Origin of the sequence: Desulfofundulus sp. TPOSR (genome assembly GCF_011393055.1) — a bacterium.
In the GTDB taxonomy this organism is placed as follows: Bacteria; Bacillota; Desulfotomaculia; order Desulfotomaculales; family Desulfovirgulaceae; genus Desulfofundulus; species Desulfofundulus kuznetsovii.
Map to the genome: position 1 here is coordinate 1,488,257 of NZ_JAAOEF010000001.1, position 16,231 is coordinate 1,504,487.

Genomic DNA, 16,231 nt, shown 5'->3' on the forward strand with positions numbered 1-16,231 from the left:
TGTGCCCATCTACGAGTTCAGATGCCTGAATTGTGGCGGTCTTTTCGAAAAGCTGTTTTTGAACCCCAATGAGCAAGTGGAAATTCGCTGCCCCCAGTGCCAGTCCGACTCCTTCGAGCGTGTGATCAGCCGGGTTAATTACGTGGACAAGACGGGAGCGGGCAGGAGCGCGCCGAAAGTGGTCACCAAGTCGTGCAGCCCGGGGAATACCTGCGCGACCTTTGAAATACCGGGGCCGGGTGAAAAATAGACACGGGGAGTCGATCATGAGGGGAAGGCCTCCTTTAAAGGACTATATTCAAATACCCAAATGCCCTTTTTGTGGCATGAACATTGAGCGGCCTCAAGAGGTGGTGGCCACAGCAAACTCGCCCGGAATGCCCGTGGGCTCCTGCACGTGCGGCGCGGTATACGCCTTTGACGTCTCGGGCCGGAACCTGGGTTCCGCTTTCATAGAAGCACTTGTGTTTGCGTGCAACATGGACTGGGATATGGCCTGGGGGCTGCTCCCGGATAAAGACTACCGGGAAGAGATCGTCAAAAATTACGACCTGCAAAACCACCTGATCATTCCGGGAGGTTTTTTTGAGGGCAGGAAAATTGCTGGAGTCCTTTATTTCATCAGGCTGAACAGGGATATGCTCGAGGTTACCCGCCAGAGTGTCACGAAGTTGCTGGACAGGCCCGCTATAACTAATGTACCATGGAAAAAGGCAGATTTTAATGAAGGGAAAAAAGTTTCCAAAAAAGAACTGGAGGCCTGGGTGAAGGAGTACCGGGTGGAAAACGTGCTCCGGGCCGCCCGTCAGGACGCAAAGATTCTCTGGCTGCTAAGGCGGTTGCTGTGTGCCGGTGACCCTCTCCTCCGTTTGCGGGCGGCTGACTTGATGGGCAAGGCGGCCAAAATAATTGCATTGGAAAACCCCGGTAAAGTATCAGAGCTTTTGAAAGCGCTGCTCAATTCCCTGGCCGACACCGGCGCGTCAAGCTGGGCAACGCTCGACGCCGTGGGGGAAATTATGGGCAACTCCATTGATAAATTTTCCGGATACCTTCCAGCTTTAGTGCCGCTTTTGCATGAGGAACATTTGCAGGCGGATGTCCTGCGGGCCCTGCGCAGGATTGCCTGCGCAAATCCGGAACTGCTCAGGAGGTTTTCGTCCCTTTTTATCTCCCTCCTTGGACATTCCAACCCGGAAGTGCGGGGTTATGCGGTCCTTATTCTCGGTGCCCTGGGGGAAACCGGGGTAAGGAGGGAACTGGAATCACTGCGGGGAGACGGCTCGGAAATAGTCCTCTACGAGAGCGGACAGTTAATTAAAAAGTCTGTTGGCCGGCTTGCTGAAGACGCTCTAAGGGATATGAACCAGCTATAAGTAATTTTTCCCTTGAGCAGGAATCGTCAGAAGCCATGCCGAATAATCAATCGTGAAAGTTATTTTTTTTCTATAAAATAAAAGGCTGTTAAGTCACACCGGTAGAAAGGGAGGGGTTTGATGGCGGGTCATTAAATAAAGCAGATACGGGCTGTGGGGGAGAAGTAAAAGAGGAGGTGTCGATTTGTGACCTACTTTATTGCCCAAATACTGCCCTATATAACGGTTACCGTTTTTGTTCTCGGGGTTGTTTACCGCCTCTGGCGCTGGGCGGCATCGCGGATCGTGCACAACATTACCCTTTCGCCATTTCCCCAGACCAAAACAGAGGTTGCGGGCATTTACCTGCGGGAAATTCTGCTTTTTCGCAACGTCTTCAACTTCGACCGCCCGCTGTGGGTAGGCGCCTGGCCCATGCATATAGCTTTGCTCAATGTGATTGGCGGTCACGTGGTGGGCTTTTACTTCCTGGGCAAGCAGTTTGTTTACCTGGGGGCCTCTGAAGCCCTGAGCAAGTATTTATCCAACCTGCTGGGAACGGTTTTTGGAATAATCCTGCTGGCCGGGTTGCTGTACCTCTTATACAGGCGGATTGCCATTGACAAGGTCAGGCAGGTGTCCAACCCGAGCGACTATCTCATGCTGCTTTTGCTCATTTCCATTGTATCCATAGGCAACTTCATGCGCCTGGTTCCGGAATACGGCATGCACTACGAACCGGTAAAGGAGTATTTTACCACTCTTATCCTGTTCCAGCCGGCAGCAATTCCCGAAGGTAATCCTTTCTTCATCGCCCACTTGTTGCTGGCCCAGATCCTGATTATGATCCTCCCCTTCAGCAAGCTGATGCACCTGTTTGGTATGTTCGGCATGCGCTGGATTGAAAACCGGGTCTATAAGGAGCCGGCTCCCGGGTTGCCCAACGTGGACGTGGCCGCTGCCCGGGCCAGGGGAACCGGCCTTTCGTCCGCCGGCAGCACAGACGTGGCTTAGAGGGGGTGTAACAGTTGCCAGAGTACAAGGGTTTGAAAATGCCGGCAAAAGCCACAGCCGAGGAGATGCGCCAGATACACATCGAGCCGGTGCCCGATGATCAAAAGGTTGAAAAGGCCATCCAGTACCTGGACGAGATGCGCAAGAAGTTCCGTTCTTTCGTGCTGGCCATGGAGTCGTGCGTGAAATGCGGCCTGTGTGCCGAAAACTGCCATACCTATCTGGGGACCAGGGATCCGAACAATATTCCCACCAACCGGGCGGAGCTGATCCGGAAAATATACCGGCGTTACTTTACCCTGGAAGGGCGCTGGTTCGGTAAACTGGTGGGGGCGGAGGACCTGAACCTGGACATCATCGAACAATGGTATTCTTACTTTTACCAGTGCAACGAGTGCCGGCGTTGTGCCCATGTCTGTCCCTTTGGCATCGATACCTGCGAGGTGACCATGATTGGACGCCAGATACTCCACTGGCTCGGCATTGTGCCCAAGTTGCATGCCAGTGTGGGAGCGGCCATGGAAAGGACGGGCAACCATACCGGCCTGACCAAGCCGGCCATTGTGGATACCCTGGAGTTTCTTTCCGAGGAAATTAAAGATGAGTTCGGCGTCGACGTGGAATTCCCCGTGGATAAAGAGGGGGCAGACATCATGTACGTGCCCTCCTCCGCCGACTTCCTGCTCAACCCGTATACTTTGATGGGTGCGGGGATGTTTTTCACGTATATCGGCGCCAACTGGACCATACCCAGCACCATCACCGAAGCGGGTAATTTCGGCCTGCTTTTCGACCAGCAGCACACCATGCGGCACAACTTCACACGCCTTTTGCATGCAGCCCAGAAACTTGGCGTCAAGAAGATTGTCTGGGGTGAGTGCGGTCACGGCTGGCGGGCATGGAAGATGTACCTACCGGGTATGGCCGATTTGCCCATCCGCTGGCCCATTACCCACATTCACGACGAAGTGGCCTACTACATTCGCACCAATCAGCTGAAGCTGGATCCTTACAAAATCGGCCGGCCGGTAACCCTTCACGACCCCTGCAACTACGTGCGGGCCTGCGGTCTGGCTGAAACAATGCGTACGGTGATCCGGGCATGTGTGGCCGATTTCCGGGAAATGTACCCGAACAAAGAAAATAATTTCTGCTGTGGCGGCGGTTCGGCCATACTCTTTGACGACCCCGAAATGTACCAGCTGCGCATAAAGTTCTCCCAGAAAAAGGCAGAGCAGGTCCGGGCTACCGGAGTGGGCAAGGACGGAAACGGCATCCTGTGCGCACCGTGCTCCATCTGCAAAGCCCAGCTGTATCCGATGGTAGAAGAACACGAACTGGGAGTGGAGGTTAAAGGTTTAATTGACCTCGTAGGTATGGCCCTGGTCTGGAAGTAAGCTGGAAAAAACGAGTTTTCTTAAATCATTGACTTGTTTATCGAGGAGTGATATTCTTTTAAGGGGGTGGTCGGGCTCCACACGGGCTCCACAGGCACCTGGCCCGGGGTTATTAATAAACACCTGGTGATCTTTTATGGGTTATGGGTTATGGGAAAGGCATATGTTAAACAATGATAAACTAATGGAGGTGTTAAGTACATGCCATCCATCAACGTAAATGGTGTGGAAATCGAGCAGGACGAGGACGGATTCATTGTTGACCCGAATCTTTGGAACGAGGATGTAGCCAAGGCGCTCGCTGCTCAGGAAGGTATCTCCGAGTTGACCGAGGAGCACTGGAAGGTAGTTAACTACCTGCGCAACTACTACCTGCAGTTCCAGATTGCCCCCATGATCCGCAAGCTCTGCAAAGAGACCGGCTTCAGCCTGAAGAAGATCTACGAGTTGTTCCCGTCCGGCCCGGCTAAAGGTGCCTGTAAAGTGGCCGGGTTGCCGAAACCGACCGGTTGCGTGTAATACCGGGAATAACAGGTAATGTGCGTTTATTTTTGGTTAAATTAACGGGTCGCCCGGCTTAAGGGCGACCAACCTATCTGCAAACTGCTTTCGGGGCACGGACTTAAGCAATGAATGCCGGCAGGCGACGGGTTATCCGGCAGTGTAGCTTATGGCTGTGCCCATTTCTTGGTACGGGGTGCTCGGCGTGAGGCATGACATGAGTGCCATGAGGGAAGTGAAACAAAAATGCAGCGATATCATATACCTCGCCTGGTAATTGGCGCACCCCGGGGCCGCTCTGGAAAAACCACGGTAACCATTGGCCTGCTGGCTGCCCTGGTCTATGGCTTAAAACTGGTGGTGCAGCCCTTTAAAAAGGGGCCGGACTTTATAGACCCCGGCTGGCTCAGCCGCATAGCCGGCCGGGCGTGCCGCAACCTGGATGGTTTTCTCATGTCCCGCGAAACAATCCGGTCTTCCTTCGTGCGCCACAGCCGTGATGCCGACATAGCCGTGGTGGAAGGGGCTATGGGCCTTTTTGACGGCGTGGACCTGGAGGGGAGCGGCAGCACCGCGGAAATAGCCAGGGCCATTGCCGCGCCGGTGATTCTGGTGGTGGACACCACCCGGATGACCCGCAGTGTGGCCCCCCTGGTACAGGGGTTTATCCATTTCGATCCCCAGGTGACTGTCGCCGGGGTAATCTTAAATCAAGTGGCCCGCCCGCGCCACGAACAAATGCTGCGCGGGGCCCTGGAAAAATACTGCGGGGTCTCCGTGCTGGGCGTGATCCCCAAGGGTAAAAAGTTAATCATCCCCGACCGCCACCTGGGGCTAATTCCCGCCGGGGAGCGGGACGAGCTGGATCAGGCGCTGGAGGAAATTGCCCGGGTGGCCCGGGAATGTTTGGACCTGGAGGGGATTTTAGCCATTGCCCGCCAGGCTCCGCCCCTGGAGGATATTTCCGGTGGAGTGAAAGCTGCCGGGGAAAAACCGCGCACCGGCGGTCCATTGATCGGCGTGTTTCGTGACCGGGCCTTCTCCTTCTACTACCCTGAAAACCTGGAGGCACTGGAGGAAGCCGGGGCAAGGCTCATTTTTATCGACGCCCTGCGGGATTCGGAGCTGCCGGAAGTGGACGCCCTTTACATTGGGGGCGGCTTTCCCGAGGTATTTGCCGGACAGCTGGAAGCAAATGAAGGTTTGCGTAAAGGCGTGTGCCGGGCCATTGAAGCCGGCCTGCCGGTGTATGCGGAATGCGGCGGTTTGATGTATCTGGGCCGCCGGCTGACCTGGCAGGGCCGCACCTACCAGATGTGCGGCGCACTGCCCTTTGATGTGGTGATGGATGGCAAGCCCTGCGGCCACGGGTATGAAGTGGTGGAAGTAACCGGGGAAAATCCCTTTTTCCCCACCGGCAGTCTCATCCGGGGGCATGAATTTCACCACTCCCGCCTGGTGAACATGGATCCGGAGTTGCGCTACGCTTTCCGGGTGCTGCGGGGCTGCGGCATAGACGGGGAGAAAGACGGCCTCGTCTACAAAGGTGTTCTGGCGGCCTATAACCACATTCATGCGCTGGCCGTGCCCCAGTGGGCGGAAGCACTGGTAGGCCGGGCGCGGCAATGGCGCAGGACAACCAGGATGGCTAAATAGCTAAATAGAAAAGCGGGGATAAGGGAGAGGCGGAGAAGGCGCCGCAGAGGGTACTCTGCGGCGCAACGCTTTTTACGGGTACTAAGACCGGAGGCGGGTGCCGGGGACCGGCACTGTTTTCTGCACGGCAGACTTGCGTCCGGACCGGTGCCGGAGTCACTGCGGGAGAAATTTGGCAGTGAAATTTTCCCGATCATGTTTTAGTTAATTTTAGCTCATACTAAACTTACAATTTTACCAAAAAGGGGTTAGGGCACGATGAAACTGGCGCACGATTCCTTCCGCCGGCCCATTTTATTGTTGGCCCTGGTTGTCCTGGCCGCGGGATTGGCGGTTGCTACCAGGCAATCGCCGGCTCAGGAGCGCACCCTGTACTGGGGACTGAGCGGCGATGATGTGAGCAGGGTGCAGCAGCGCCTGCTGGACTGGGGATTCTATGACGGGCCGGTGGACGGTTTCTACGGCAGCGAAACCCAGCAGGCGGTGGTGGATTTTCAGCTGAACAACGGCCTGGTTCCCGACGGCGTGGTGGGCCCCGATACCTGGGCCGCCTTGGGCTTTCCCCCGGTTCCCGCGGCAGCACCACCTCCGGAACCCCTGGCCGTGTCCCGGGGAGTAACCAACCGGGATGCGGTTTATTTGCTGGCAAAGGTTATTGAAGGGGAGGCGGCCGACGAGCCCTTTGAGGGCAAGGTGGCCGTGGGAGCGGTGATTTTGAACCGCACCAGGAGTGCGGCCTTTCCCCACAGCCTGGCGGGAGTCATCTTTCAGCCCCATGCCTTTGAATCGGTGAGCAACGGCCAGTACAACCGCCCGGTGAGCGAGGAATCCCTGCGGGCAGCCCAGCTGGCCATGAGCGGGTGGGACCCCACGGGGGGAAGCCTTTACTTCTGGAATCCGGCCAAGCCGGTGAACCCGTGGATCTGGACCCGGAACATTGTCACCCAAATCGGCCGTCACGTTTTTGCCCGCTAAAAGGAGGATCAGCGTTAATGAATAAGAGGTTTAGGCTGTTGCCTTTAGTGGCCGGGCTATTGCTGGTGGGGGCTCTGGGGTACTGGGGCTACCAGCAGTTCACCGTGCGCCAGCGCCTGGAAACGGCTTTAAATAACAAGTACTACCGGGCCCTCTATGACCTGACGGAAAACGTCCAGAACATGGAAGTGCTGCTTTCCAAGAGTTTGGTGGCCGGTACGCCGGAAGCACAAAGCACCCTTTTTATGGAGCTCTGGCAGCGGGCCACGGCGGCCCAGGCTGATTTAAACCAGTTGCCGGTAGCCGACGCCCTCACCGGACGTACGGCCAAGTTCCTTACCCAGGTGGGTGACTACGCCCATTCCCTGCTCCAGCAGGCGGCCAGGGGGCAGCTGGAGTCCGACCGGCAATGGGAAACCCTAAACCGCCTTTACCGGCAGTCCGCCGATTTAAACCTGGCCCTGCACGACCTGGAAGGCCGCATTGCCGATGGGCAGCTTTACCTGAACGAACTGGTGCGGGAAGGCGGCCGCACCCTGGGCCGGGAGGGCCCGCGCCTGGCCAACTCTAACTTCCAGGCCATTGAGAAGTATATGGAGAATTTCCCCACCCTGATCTATGATGGCCCTTTCTCCGATCACCTGGAAAAACGAACGGCCCGGGGCCTTACCGGAAAGAACATTGACAGGGACGAGGCCCGCAGGCGGGCGCTGGAAGTGGTGGAGGGCAAGAGTGGCTACGCGGTGGAGCGGGTAGGGGAAACCCGGGGCAAAATCCCCTCTTACCTGGTGGAACTGCGCCCTCAAAACGGCAATGGGGGAGGCAACATCACCGTGGCCATTACCCGGCAGGGCGGCCACCTGAACTGGATGACCAACGGCCGCCAGATTGGGCGCCCCACCTGGAGCATTGAAAAGGCCAGGCAAAAGGCCCGGGAATACCTGACTTCCCTGGGCTTCAACAACATGGTGCCGGTGTATCATGAACAGCAGAACGGCGTTGCCGTGTTCAACTTTGCCGCCACCCAGGACCGGGTGGTCCTCTACCCGGATCAAATTAAGGTGACCGTAGCCCTGGACAACGGCCAGATCCTGGGTGTGGAGGCCTCGGGCTATTTGATGAACCACACCCGCCGCGAACTGCCCCGCCCCCGGATTAGCCTGCTGGAAGCCCGGAAAAAGCTCAACTCCCGGCTGAAGGAGGTAAGGGGGGGCCGGCTGGCCCTCATCCCGGTGTCCCCGGACAAAGAAAGGCTGGCCTATGAATTTCAGGCCCGGCTGGACAGGGATCTCTTCCTGATCTACATAGACGCCGTGGACGGCAGCGAAGCCCAGGTGCTGCGGGTGGTGCGCAACCTGGAGGGCGTATTAACTCTGTAGTGACCCACTCCAGTGAAGCGCTTTTCAGGCGGGATTAGTGCATGCTGGGCGAGGGCACGGCGTTGTCCTGAGCGAACGAATTGCGAAGCGTCGTAACAGCACCAGGCGAAGCAAGGCTGCCGGCTCGGCTCTCGAGGACGCCAAACGAAAGCAAATGGAAGAATACCTGTTGGTGACACATCGGGCAGTTTAATATGGTTGGGAGGTAACAGTGTCGATGGTAATCCGCAGAGAGCCAGAGCCGGCCCGCAGCAAGCCGTGGTGCTGTAGACGCGGAGCACCTGAGTGAGCGGGGACAACGCCGTGCCTTTTTTATCCAGTCTAAGTAAGCTGCTTTTATCCGAACTGTCACCGTCAGTGCACGAACCTTAGAATAATTACCTGTTGACAGCGGGGCAACCACATGCTAGTATTTAACTTAACTTGATATGGCAGTAAGGCCGTGAAGGGGAAGATGGGTGCGTCAACCATGCCAGCGAGCCGGGGAGGGTGCAAGCCCGGCTGGGGAAGTGCCCGTGCCGCCCCGGAGCCGGGGACCCAAAGGTGATCTCACCGAGTATGTCCTTTCCGGCAGCCCGCCGTTACCGGGCCAGGAGGGGGTCGCCTTTTCTTGTAGGCGGCCAAATTGGGTGGTACCGCGAGACCGGGCTCTCGTCCCATTGGGGCGAGAGCCCTTTAACTTTGAAAGACAGGCCAGCTGTAAAGGGGTGAGCAGGTGAATACGCTGGAATTGCTCGAGCTTCTGGAAGGCAATGCCAGGCTTACACCGGAAGAAATAGCCGTCATGCTACAGTCCGACCCGGGGGAGGTGCGCCGGGTTATCCAGGAGCTGGAAGAAAATAAGACCATCTTGAAGTACATAACCCTGGTGAACTGGGAAAAGGCCGGCGAAGAAAAGGTTTCCGCCCTGATCGAGGTGCGCATCACGCCCCAGCGGGACGTGGGCTTTGACGCAGTGGCCCGGCGCATCTGCCGGTTCCCGGAGGTGCGCAGCGTGCGCCTGATGTCCGGGGCCTACGACCTGGCCGTGTTCATCGAGGGGCGCACCATGCGGGAGGTAAGCCACTTCGTGGCCACCAAGCTTGCCACCATTGAAGGGGTAATCAGCACTACGACCCACTTCGTCCTCAAAACCTACAAGCAGGACGGGGTTATTGTGGATGATGGCGAAGAGGACCGCCGTTTGATGGTAACGCCTTGAGAAGGGGGGGGGTTCATCCCCCATTCACACGCTAAACAAACGGGGAGGAAAAGGTAGATGAGCAAAACATGGTGCGAGCGGATTAATCCCGTGGTACGGGACATACCACCCTCGGGGATTCGCCGTTTTTTCGATATGGTGGCCGAAACCAAAGGGGTCATTTCCCTGGGTGTGGGTGAACCGGACTTTGTCACCCCCTGGCACATCCGGGAGGCCTGCATTTACTCCCTGGAGAAGGGGTACACCATGTACACCTCCAACAGCGGCCTCCTGGAACTGCGCTGTGCCATTGCCCGGGACCTGGCCGATACTTACGGCTTAACCTATGATCCCCGGAGAGAGATTCTGGTGACGGTGGGTGTAAGCCAGGCCCTGGACCTGGCCCTGAGGGCCCTGGTTTGCCCTGGAGACGAGGTGCTTATTCCGGAGCCGTCCTACGTTTCTTATGCCCCCACGGTGATTCTGGCCGGGGGGAAGGTGGTTTCCCTGCCCACCGGTAGGGAACAGGGTTTTTGCCTGCGCGCCCACCAGGTTGAAGCGGCCATCACACCGCGTACCAAGCTCCTTTTGTTGTGCTACCCTAACAACCCCACCGGGGCGGTGATGGACAGGAAAACCCTGCTGGAAATTGCGGAGGTGGTCGTAGCCCACGACCTGATTGTGATTTCCGACGAGATTTATGACAGGCTGACCTACGTGGGCCAGCACACCTGCGTGGCCAGCCTGCCGGGTATGAAGGAGCGCACCGTTCTTTTAAACGGCTTTTCCAAGTCCTACGCCATGACGGGCTGGCGGGTGGGTTATGCCTGCGGCAACGCGGATTTCATTGCCGCCATGACCAAGATCCACCAGTATACCATGCTTTGCGCACCCATTACCGCCCAGATGGCCGCCCTGGAGGCGCTGAAAAACGGCCGGCCGGCCATGGAGCGTATGGTCAGGGAGTACAACCGGCGCCGCCACGTGGTCCTGCATGCTTTCCGGGATATGGGGCTGCCCTGTTTTGAGCCCAAAGGGGCCTTTTACGCCTTCCCGGAAATCAGGGTTACCGGCCTGACCTCGGAGGAATTTGCCGAGGCCCTGCTCCAGGAGGAAAAGGTGGCCGTGGTCCCGGGTAATGCCTTCGGGCCCAGCGGCGAAGGTTTCGTGCGCTGTTCCTACGCCGCTTCGCTGGAGGATCTGGGTGAGGCCCTGCGGCGCATGGCGCAACTGGTGCGCCGGCTGGGTGTCCGGCCGCGGGTAATTTCCACTCCCCCAAAGTCTCTCCCGGCCCGGGAAGCGAGCGTGAGTGCAGCAGGCGGTTCATCCTCGTAAATTTTTCGCACGGGCAGGAATTAATGTCCTGATGTAGAAGTAATAAAGATTAAAGCTTGTGCCGGAACTGTATCCCGGCCGGAATATAATAAAAAGCAGGATGGGAGGACGGCGGGAGTGAAACTGTTACTGTTATGTCTTTTTGTGGGCGTGCTGCTTTACAGCGGCTACAGCAGTATGGGACGCAACCGGACACTGGGTGATTTCTTTTTAGGCGGGCGGGCCATGGGTCCCTGGCTTTCAGCCTTCGCTTACGGCACCACCTATTTTTCGGCGGTGATTTTTATCGGCTACGCCGGCAAAGTAGGCTGGGGATTCGGTGCGGCCGCCCTTTGGATTGTTCTGGGCAACACCCTGTTGGGAAGCCTGCTGGCCTGGCTGGTCCTGGCCAGGCGCACCCGGATCATGACCGCCCGGCTGGGGGCCATGACCATGCCGGAGTTTTTGGAAGCCCGTTATCAAAGCCGGGCCATGAAACTATACGGTGCCCTGGTTATCTTTCTGTTCCTGGTTCCATACTCCGCTTCCGTGTTCATGGGTTTAAGCTATTTATTCAACCAGATATTTGGCATCCCCTATTTATATGCCGCGCTGTTGATGTGCTTTTTAACGGCCCTGTACCTGGTCATGGGCGGTTACAGGGCAGTGGCCCTCACTGATGTAATTCAGGGGACGATCATGCTGGCCGGAGTGGGCATGTTGCTCTACTACGTCCTGGGGGCTCCCCAGGTGGGAGGACTGTTCCAGGGGTTGCAACGGCTGGCCCAGGTTGATCCCGGCCTGGTCAGCCTGGCCGGACCCCAGGGCCGCTGGCTGCCCCTGGCCGCCCTGGTAATTTTAACCAGCCTGGGCCCCTGGGGCCTGCCCCAAATGGTGCAAAAGTTTTACGCCATTAAGGATGAAAAGGCCATCCGCCCGGCCATGGTGGTGTCCACCCTTTTTGCGCTGGTGATTACCTTTGGGGCCTATTTCACCGGTTCTCTCACGCACCTGTTCTTTGACAAGTTGCCCGTGGACCCGGCCAGCGGCAAGCCCACTCCCGACATGCTCATGCCGGTCCTGATTCACAGCACACTCCCCGAACTGGGAGCCACGCTCATCCTTCTTCTGGTGCTCTCGGCATCCATGTCCACCCTGTCGTCCCTGGTGCTGGTGAGCAGTTCGGCCGTTTCCATAGATCTGGTGCAAAGCCTGTGGCCTCGCTGGGCTAAACAATATGGCGTTTTAATCATGCGCCTGTTATGCTGCCTTTTTATTGCCCTTTCCCTGATCATCGCCCTGGTCAAGCCGGGAATTATCTTAAGCCTGATGGCCATGTCCTGGGGCACGGTGGCCGGAGCATTCCTGGCCCCCTACCTCTACGGCCTCTTCTGGCGGGGCACCACGCCTGCGGGGGCCTGGGCCGGCACTTTAACCGGCCTGGGCTGCTCTGTAGTCCTATCCCTTTATTACCAGCTTGATCCGGCGGTCATTCCCCTGGTGGGGTCGCTGGCCATGCTTATTCCCCTGGTGGTGGTGCCCGCGGTCAGCCTGTTTACCCGCCCCCTGCCGGTGGAGGCGGTGGAAAGGGCCTTTGGTCCGGGTGCTGTACCGGGAAGGCAGACTTCACTGAAATACAAGGAAGTGGAGAGTACATGATCTGGGATCCAGAACATGAATGCATGGACAGGGAGGAGCTCCAGGCTCTGCAGCTGGAGCGGTTAAAGGAGACGCTGCACCGGGTTTACCGGCGGGTACCCTACTACCGCCGCCTCTTTGACGCCCACGGCGTGATGCCGGAGGATCTGCACACTTTGGAGGATATCCAAAAATTTCCCTTTACCACCAAAGCAGCCCTGCGGGATAACTACCCGTACGGGCTCTTTGCTGTTCCGCTGAAAGAAGTGGTGCGGTTGCACGCATCCTCGGGTACCACGGGAAAACCCATTGTGGTGGGATACACCAGAAGGGACCTGGAAACCTGGAGTGAGCTGGTGGCCCGGATTGCCACCCAGGCCGGGGTCACCGGCGAGGACGTGGTGCAGATCACATTCGGCTACGGCCTGTTTACAGGCGCCTTCGGCCTGCATTACGGCCTGGAGAGAGTGGGCGCCACCATTGTTCCCGCCTCGGTGGGCAACAGTGAAAAACAGATCATGTTGATGAAGGATTTCGGTACCACGGTACTGGTGGGCACCCCCTCCTACGTGCTGCACCTGGGAGAAACCGCCCGTTCCATGGGTATCGACCCCGCCGGCCTGAAAGTGCGCCTGGGGCTGTTTGGCGCCGAGGCCTGGAGCGAGGAAATGCGCCGGGAGCTGGAGAAGATGTGGGGCATGAAGGCCACCGACAACTACGGCCTGTCGGAAGTGATGGGACCGGGGGTGTGCGGTGAATGCACGGTGGCGCCGGGGATGCATATTGCCGAGGATCATTTCCTGGTGGAAATTGTCGATCCCGAAACCGGCGAAGCCCTGGATTACGGCCGGGAGGGGGAGGTGGTCATCACCACCCTGACCAAAGAGGCCTGCCCCGTGATCCGCTACCGCACCCGGGACATTTCCGTGATCAATCCGGAGCCCTGCTCCTGCGGGCGCACCACCGCCCGCCTGCGCCGCATTGCCGGGCGCACCGACGACATGCTGATCATTTCCGGGGTAAACGTTTTCCCCTCCCAAATTGAAAGCGTCTTGATGGAAATCGAAGGCGTTTCACCCCACTACCAGATTGTGGTGGATAAGAAGGGCTATCTGGATTACCTGGAAGTGCAGGTGGAAATGACGGAGGAGGCCTTCACCGGAAGCTTCAAGGACCTGGAGGCCCTGGAAGAAAAAATCCGCCGTCGTCTCCAGGCGGTGCTTTCCATCAGCCCGCGGGTGCGCCTGCTTGAACCCCACTCCATCGAGCGCAGCCAGGGCAAGGCCAAACGGGTTATAGACAGGCGCCCTAAAAAGCAGTAGCAATTTATATATAGCGTCGCAAAAATGGATATGCGACAGCAACGTTTGGAGGTTTATCATGAAGGAACTAATGACGGGTAATGAAGCCATCGCCCGGGGAGCCTACGAACACGGCGTTACCGTGGGAGTGGGCTATCCGGGTACACCAAGCACCGAGATTCTGGAAAACTTTGCCCGCTACCCCGGGATCAAAGCCCAGTGGGCCCCCAACGAAAAGGTGGCCCTGGAAGTGGGCATGGGGGCTTCCCTGGCCGGAGCCCGGGTGCTGGTGACCATGAAACACGTGGGGGTGAATGTGGCGGCCGATCCCCTGATGACCGCGGCCTACACCGGTGTAAACGGCGGCCTGGTCCTGGTTTCCGCCGACGACCCCGGGATGCACAGCTCCCAGAACGAGCAGGACAACCGCTTTTACGCCCGCTTTGCCCGGGTGCCCATGTTTGAACCGTCGGACAGCCAGGAAGCCCTGGACATGGTGGGGCTGGCCCTGCAGGTGAGCGAGGAGTTCGACCTGCCCGTCATCCTGCGCACCACCACCAGGGTGGCCCATTCCCAGAGTATGGTGGAGCTTAAGGAGCGCAAAGAGGTGCTTTTAAGGCCCTACCGCAAGGACCCGAAAAAATGGCTCATGGTGCCCGCCTTTGGCCGCCTGCGCCGTCAGGCCCTGGAGGAACGGCTGCAGAAGCTCAAAGCCTACACCGAGACCACGCCGGTAAACTTCATCTCCTGGGGCGACCGCCGGGTGGGAGTAATCACCAGCGGCATCAGCTACCAGTACGTGCGGGAAGTGTTGCCCGGGGCCTCCATCCTCAAGCTGGGGATGACCTTTCCCCTGCCGGAAGGCCTGATCCGCCAGTTTGCCGCCGGTGTGGAAAGGCTTCTGGTGGTGGAAGAGCTGGACCCTTACATTGAAGAGTTCGTCCGGGGTCTGGGTCTTGAGGTGACGGGCAAAAAGATTTTCCCGGCCTGGAACGAGTTTACCCCCGGCCTTGTCCGCCGCAAGCTAAAGGAGGCGGGAGTACCGGTGCCTTCGCCTGGCGACGGGGAGGGTACGGATGCCTGCCTCCCTGGTGCGGACGGTCAATTGGAAGAATTGCCACCCGTTCCCGGACGTCCACCCGTGCTCTGTCCGGGCTGTCCCCACCGGGGAGTCTTTTATGTGCTGCGTAAATTAAAGCTTGTGGTCACCGGGGACATCGGCTGCTATACCCTGGGGGGCCTCCCCCCCATGGAGGGCATGGATAGCTGCGTTTGCATGGGGGCCAGTATTGGCATGGCTCACGGCTGCGAACTGGCCGATTCCTCTTTGGCCCGCCGTACCGTGGCTGTTATCGGTGACTCCACCTTTTTCCATTCCGGCATCACCGGCCTCATACACATGGTTTATAACGGGGGTCACGGTACGGTAATCATTTTGGACAACCGTACGACGGCCATGACCGGTCACCAGGACCACCCCGGCACGGGCAAAACGCTCATGGGTGAACCCGCCCCCGCGGTGGATCTGGAAGCACTGGTGCGGGCGCTGGGGGTCGGCCGGGTGAGGGTGGTGGACCCCCTGGATATTGCCGGGTTGACGCAGGCCATCCAGGAGGAAGCGGCCGCCGGCGCCCCGTCGGTGATTATCGCCCGCCGGCCCTGCGCGCTGTTGCAAAGGGAAAACCGCCCGCCCGTCCGGGTGGACGGCGAAACCTGCACCGGCTGCAAGAACTGCTTAAAGCTAAGCTGCCCGGCCATTTCCGTGCAGGACAAGAAGGCTGCCGTGGATGCCATTATCTGCACCGGCTGTGGATTGTGTGTGCAGGTGTGCAGGTTTGGCGCCCTGAAGGAAGGGGGAGAAAACAATGGCTGAGGCAACGGGTGCGGCCCTGGTGCCGGTGGACATACTGATGGTTGGTGTGGGGGGTCAGGGAATCATCCTGGCAAGCAAGATCCTGGCTCACGCCGCCCGGACGGTCGGGTACGATATTAAAGTATCGGAAATACACGGTATGGCCCAGCGGGGGGGCAGTGTGGTTACCCAGGTGCGCCTGGGCGAAAGGGTTTATTCCCCCCTCATTCCCGAGGGAGAGGCCGATATCATCCTGGCCTTTGAACAACTGGAGGCCCTGCGCTGGCTGGAGTATGTGAAGGGCGGGGGCACCATCATTGTGAACAGCCAGGTCATCTATCCCGTACCCGTACTGGCGGGCATGGCCCAGTATCCTGAAAACATTATCGCCCATCTTTCCCGCCGGGCCCACACCCTGGTGGTGGACGCCCTGGACAAGGCCCTGGAGTGCGGCAATGCCCGGGCGGCAAACGTGGTGCTACTGGGCAGCCTGGCCAGGCGGATGCCCATCCCGCTTTCTTACTGGCTCAGCGCCATCGAGGACTGTGTCCCCGCCCGTTACCTGGAGGTCAACCGGGCCGCCTTCCAGAGCGGTTATGCCCTTTGCTAAGATATTGTCGAAAACCAAAGACTGGATGGGTGGCGGTCGTCCCTACTGTTCTTGAAGAA

Annotated in this window: 14 protein-coding genes; all 14 read left to right on the forward strand. The window is 58.4% G+C overall.

Annotated elements, in window-relative coordinates; all coding sequences use genetic code 11:
• The first annotated feature begins 1 nt into the window (after position 1).
• The 14 genes from G7K71_RS07395 to G7K71_RS07460 all read left to right on the forward strand — a co-directional run bounded on the left by G7K71_RS07395 (position 2) and on the right by G7K71_RS07460 (position 16,172).
• Positions 2–250, forward strand: a complete 249-nt coding sequence (locus G7K71_RS07395; RefSeq protein ID WP_121450047.1) for an FmdB family zinc ribbon protein — start codon at positions 2–4, stop codon at positions 248–250.
• Between the two features lie 16 nt (positions 251–266).
• Positions 267–1,376, forward strand: coding sequence for a DVU0298 family protein (locus tag G7K71_RS07400; RefSeq protein ID WP_166344626.1), 1,110 nt, complete (start codon positions 267–269; stop codon positions 1,374–1,376).
• A 186-nt stretch (positions 1,377–1,562) separates the two neighbouring features.
• On the forward strand, positions 1,563–2,369 hold the full coding sequence (locus tag G7K71_RS07405; protein WP_166344628.1) for a respiratory nitrate reductase subunit gamma: 807 nt from the start codon (positions 1,563–1,565) through the stop codon (positions 2,367–2,369).
• 14 nt (positions 2,370–2,383) lie between these two features.
• The gene (dsrK, locus tag G7K71_RS07410; RefSeq protein WP_013824472.1) at positions 2,384–3,766 is read left to right on the forward strand and encodes a sulfate reduction electron transfer complex DsrMKJOP subunit DsrK; all 1,383 of its coding nucleotides are present in this window, start codon (positions 2,384–2,386) and stop codon (positions 3,764–3,766) included.
• Positions 3,767–3,967: 201 nt separating this feature from the next.
• Complete coding sequence (locus tag G7K71_RS07415) at positions 3,968–4,285, forward strand: TusE/DsrC/DsvC family sulfur relay protein (protein ID WP_013824471.1); 318 nt, start codon at positions 3,968–3,970, stop codon at positions 4,283–4,285.
• A gap of 228 nt (positions 4,286–4,513) precedes the next feature.
• Positions 4,514–5,923, forward strand: coding sequence for a cobyrinate a,c-diamide synthase (locus G7K71_RS07420; protein ID WP_166344630.1), 1,410 nt, complete (start codon positions 4,514–4,516; stop codon positions 5,921–5,923).
• A gap of 258 nt (positions 5,924–6,181) precedes the next feature.
• Positions 6,182–6,898 (forward strand): spore cortex-lytic enzyme, encoded by a 717-nt coding sequence (gene sleB / locus G7K71_RS07425; protein WP_166344632.1) that lies wholly within the window; start codon positions 6,182–6,184, stop codon positions 6,896–6,898.
• Positions 6,899–6,915: 17 nt separating this feature from the next.
• Positions 6,916–8,277 carry a germination protein YpeB gene (ypeB, locus tag G7K71_RS07430; protein WP_166344634.1) on the forward strand — a complete coding sequence of 454 codons (1,362 nt, stop codon included), beginning with the start codon at positions 6,916–6,918 and terminating at the stop codon, positions 8,275–8,277.
• Positions 8,278–8,992: 715 nt separating this feature from the next.
• Complete coding sequence (locus G7K71_RS07435; RefSeq protein ID WP_013824467.1) at positions 8,993–9,478, forward strand: Lrp/AsnC family transcriptional regulator; 486 nt, start codon at positions 8,993–8,995, stop codon at positions 9,476–9,478.
• Positions 9,479–9,535: 57 nt separating this feature from the next.
• On the forward strand, positions 9,536–10,792 hold the full coding sequence (locus G7K71_RS07440; RefSeq protein ID WP_166344636.1) for an aminotransferase class I/II-fold pyridoxal phosphate-dependent enzyme: 1,257 nt from the start codon (positions 9,536–9,538) through the stop codon (positions 10,790–10,792).
• A 117-nt stretch (positions 10,793–10,909) separates the two neighbouring features.
• Entirely contained in the window at positions 10,910–12,430 is a 1,521-nt protein-coding gene (locus G7K71_RS07445) for a sodium:solute symporter (protein ID WP_166344638.1), read from the forward strand.
• The gene (locus tag G7K71_RS07450) at positions 12,427–13,731 is read left to right on the forward strand and encodes a phenylacetate--CoA ligase family protein (protein WP_166344640.1); all 1,305 of its coding nucleotides are present in this window, start codon (positions 12,427–12,429) and stop codon (positions 13,729–13,731) included. Before G7K71_RS07445 ends, G7K71_RS07450 begins: the two co-directional genes overlap by 4 nt.
• Before the next feature lie 58 nt (positions 13,732–13,789).
• Positions 13,790–15,583, forward strand: coding sequence for an indolepyruvate ferredoxin oxidoreductase subunit alpha (iorA, locus tag G7K71_RS07455; RefSeq protein WP_166344642.1), 1,794 nt, complete (start codon positions 13,790–13,792; stop codon positions 15,581–15,583).
• Entirely contained in the window at positions 15,576–16,172 is a 597-nt protein-coding gene (locus tag G7K71_RS07460; RefSeq protein WP_166344644.1) for an indolepyruvate oxidoreductase subunit beta, read from the forward strand. The genes iorA and G7K71_RS07460 overlap by 8 nt, the downstream gene beginning before the upstream one ends.
• Positions 16,173–16,231 lie beyond the last annotated feature (59 nt).

Coding starts and splice junctions, on each gene's coding strand:
- G7K71_RS07400 (WP_166344626.1), top strand. CDS start 267: ATGAGGGGAAGGCCTCCTTTAAAGGACTATATTCAAATACCCAAATGC.
- G7K71_RS07415 (WP_013824471.1), top strand. CDS start 3,968: ATGCCATCCATCAACGTAAATGGTGTGGAAATCGAGCAGGACGAGGAC.
- G7K71_RS07420 (WP_166344630.1), top strand. CDS start 4,514: ATGCAGCGATATCATATACCTCGCCTGGTAATTGGCGCACCCCGGGGC.
- sleB (WP_166344632.1), top strand. CDS start 6,182: ATGAAACTGGCGCACGATTCCTTCCGCCGGCCCATTTTATTGTTGGCC.
- ypeB (WP_166344634.1), top strand. CDS start 6,916: ATGAATAAGAGGTTTAGGCTGTTGCCTTTAGTGGCCGGGCTATTGCTG.
- G7K71_RS07440 (WP_166344636.1), top strand. CDS start 9,536: ATGAGCAAAACATGGTGCGAGCGGATTAATCCCGTGGTACGGGACATA.
- G7K71_RS07450 (WP_166344640.1), top strand. CDS start 12,427: ATGATCTGGGATCCAGAACATGAATGCATGGACAGGGAGGAGCTCCAG.
- iorA (WP_166344642.1), top strand. CDS start 13,790: ATGAAGGAACTAATGACGGGTAATGAAGCCATCGCCCGGGGAGCCTAC.
- G7K71_RS07460 (WP_166344644.1), top strand. CDS start 15,576: ATGGCTGAGGCAACGGGTGCGGCCCTGGTGCCGGTGGACATACTGATG.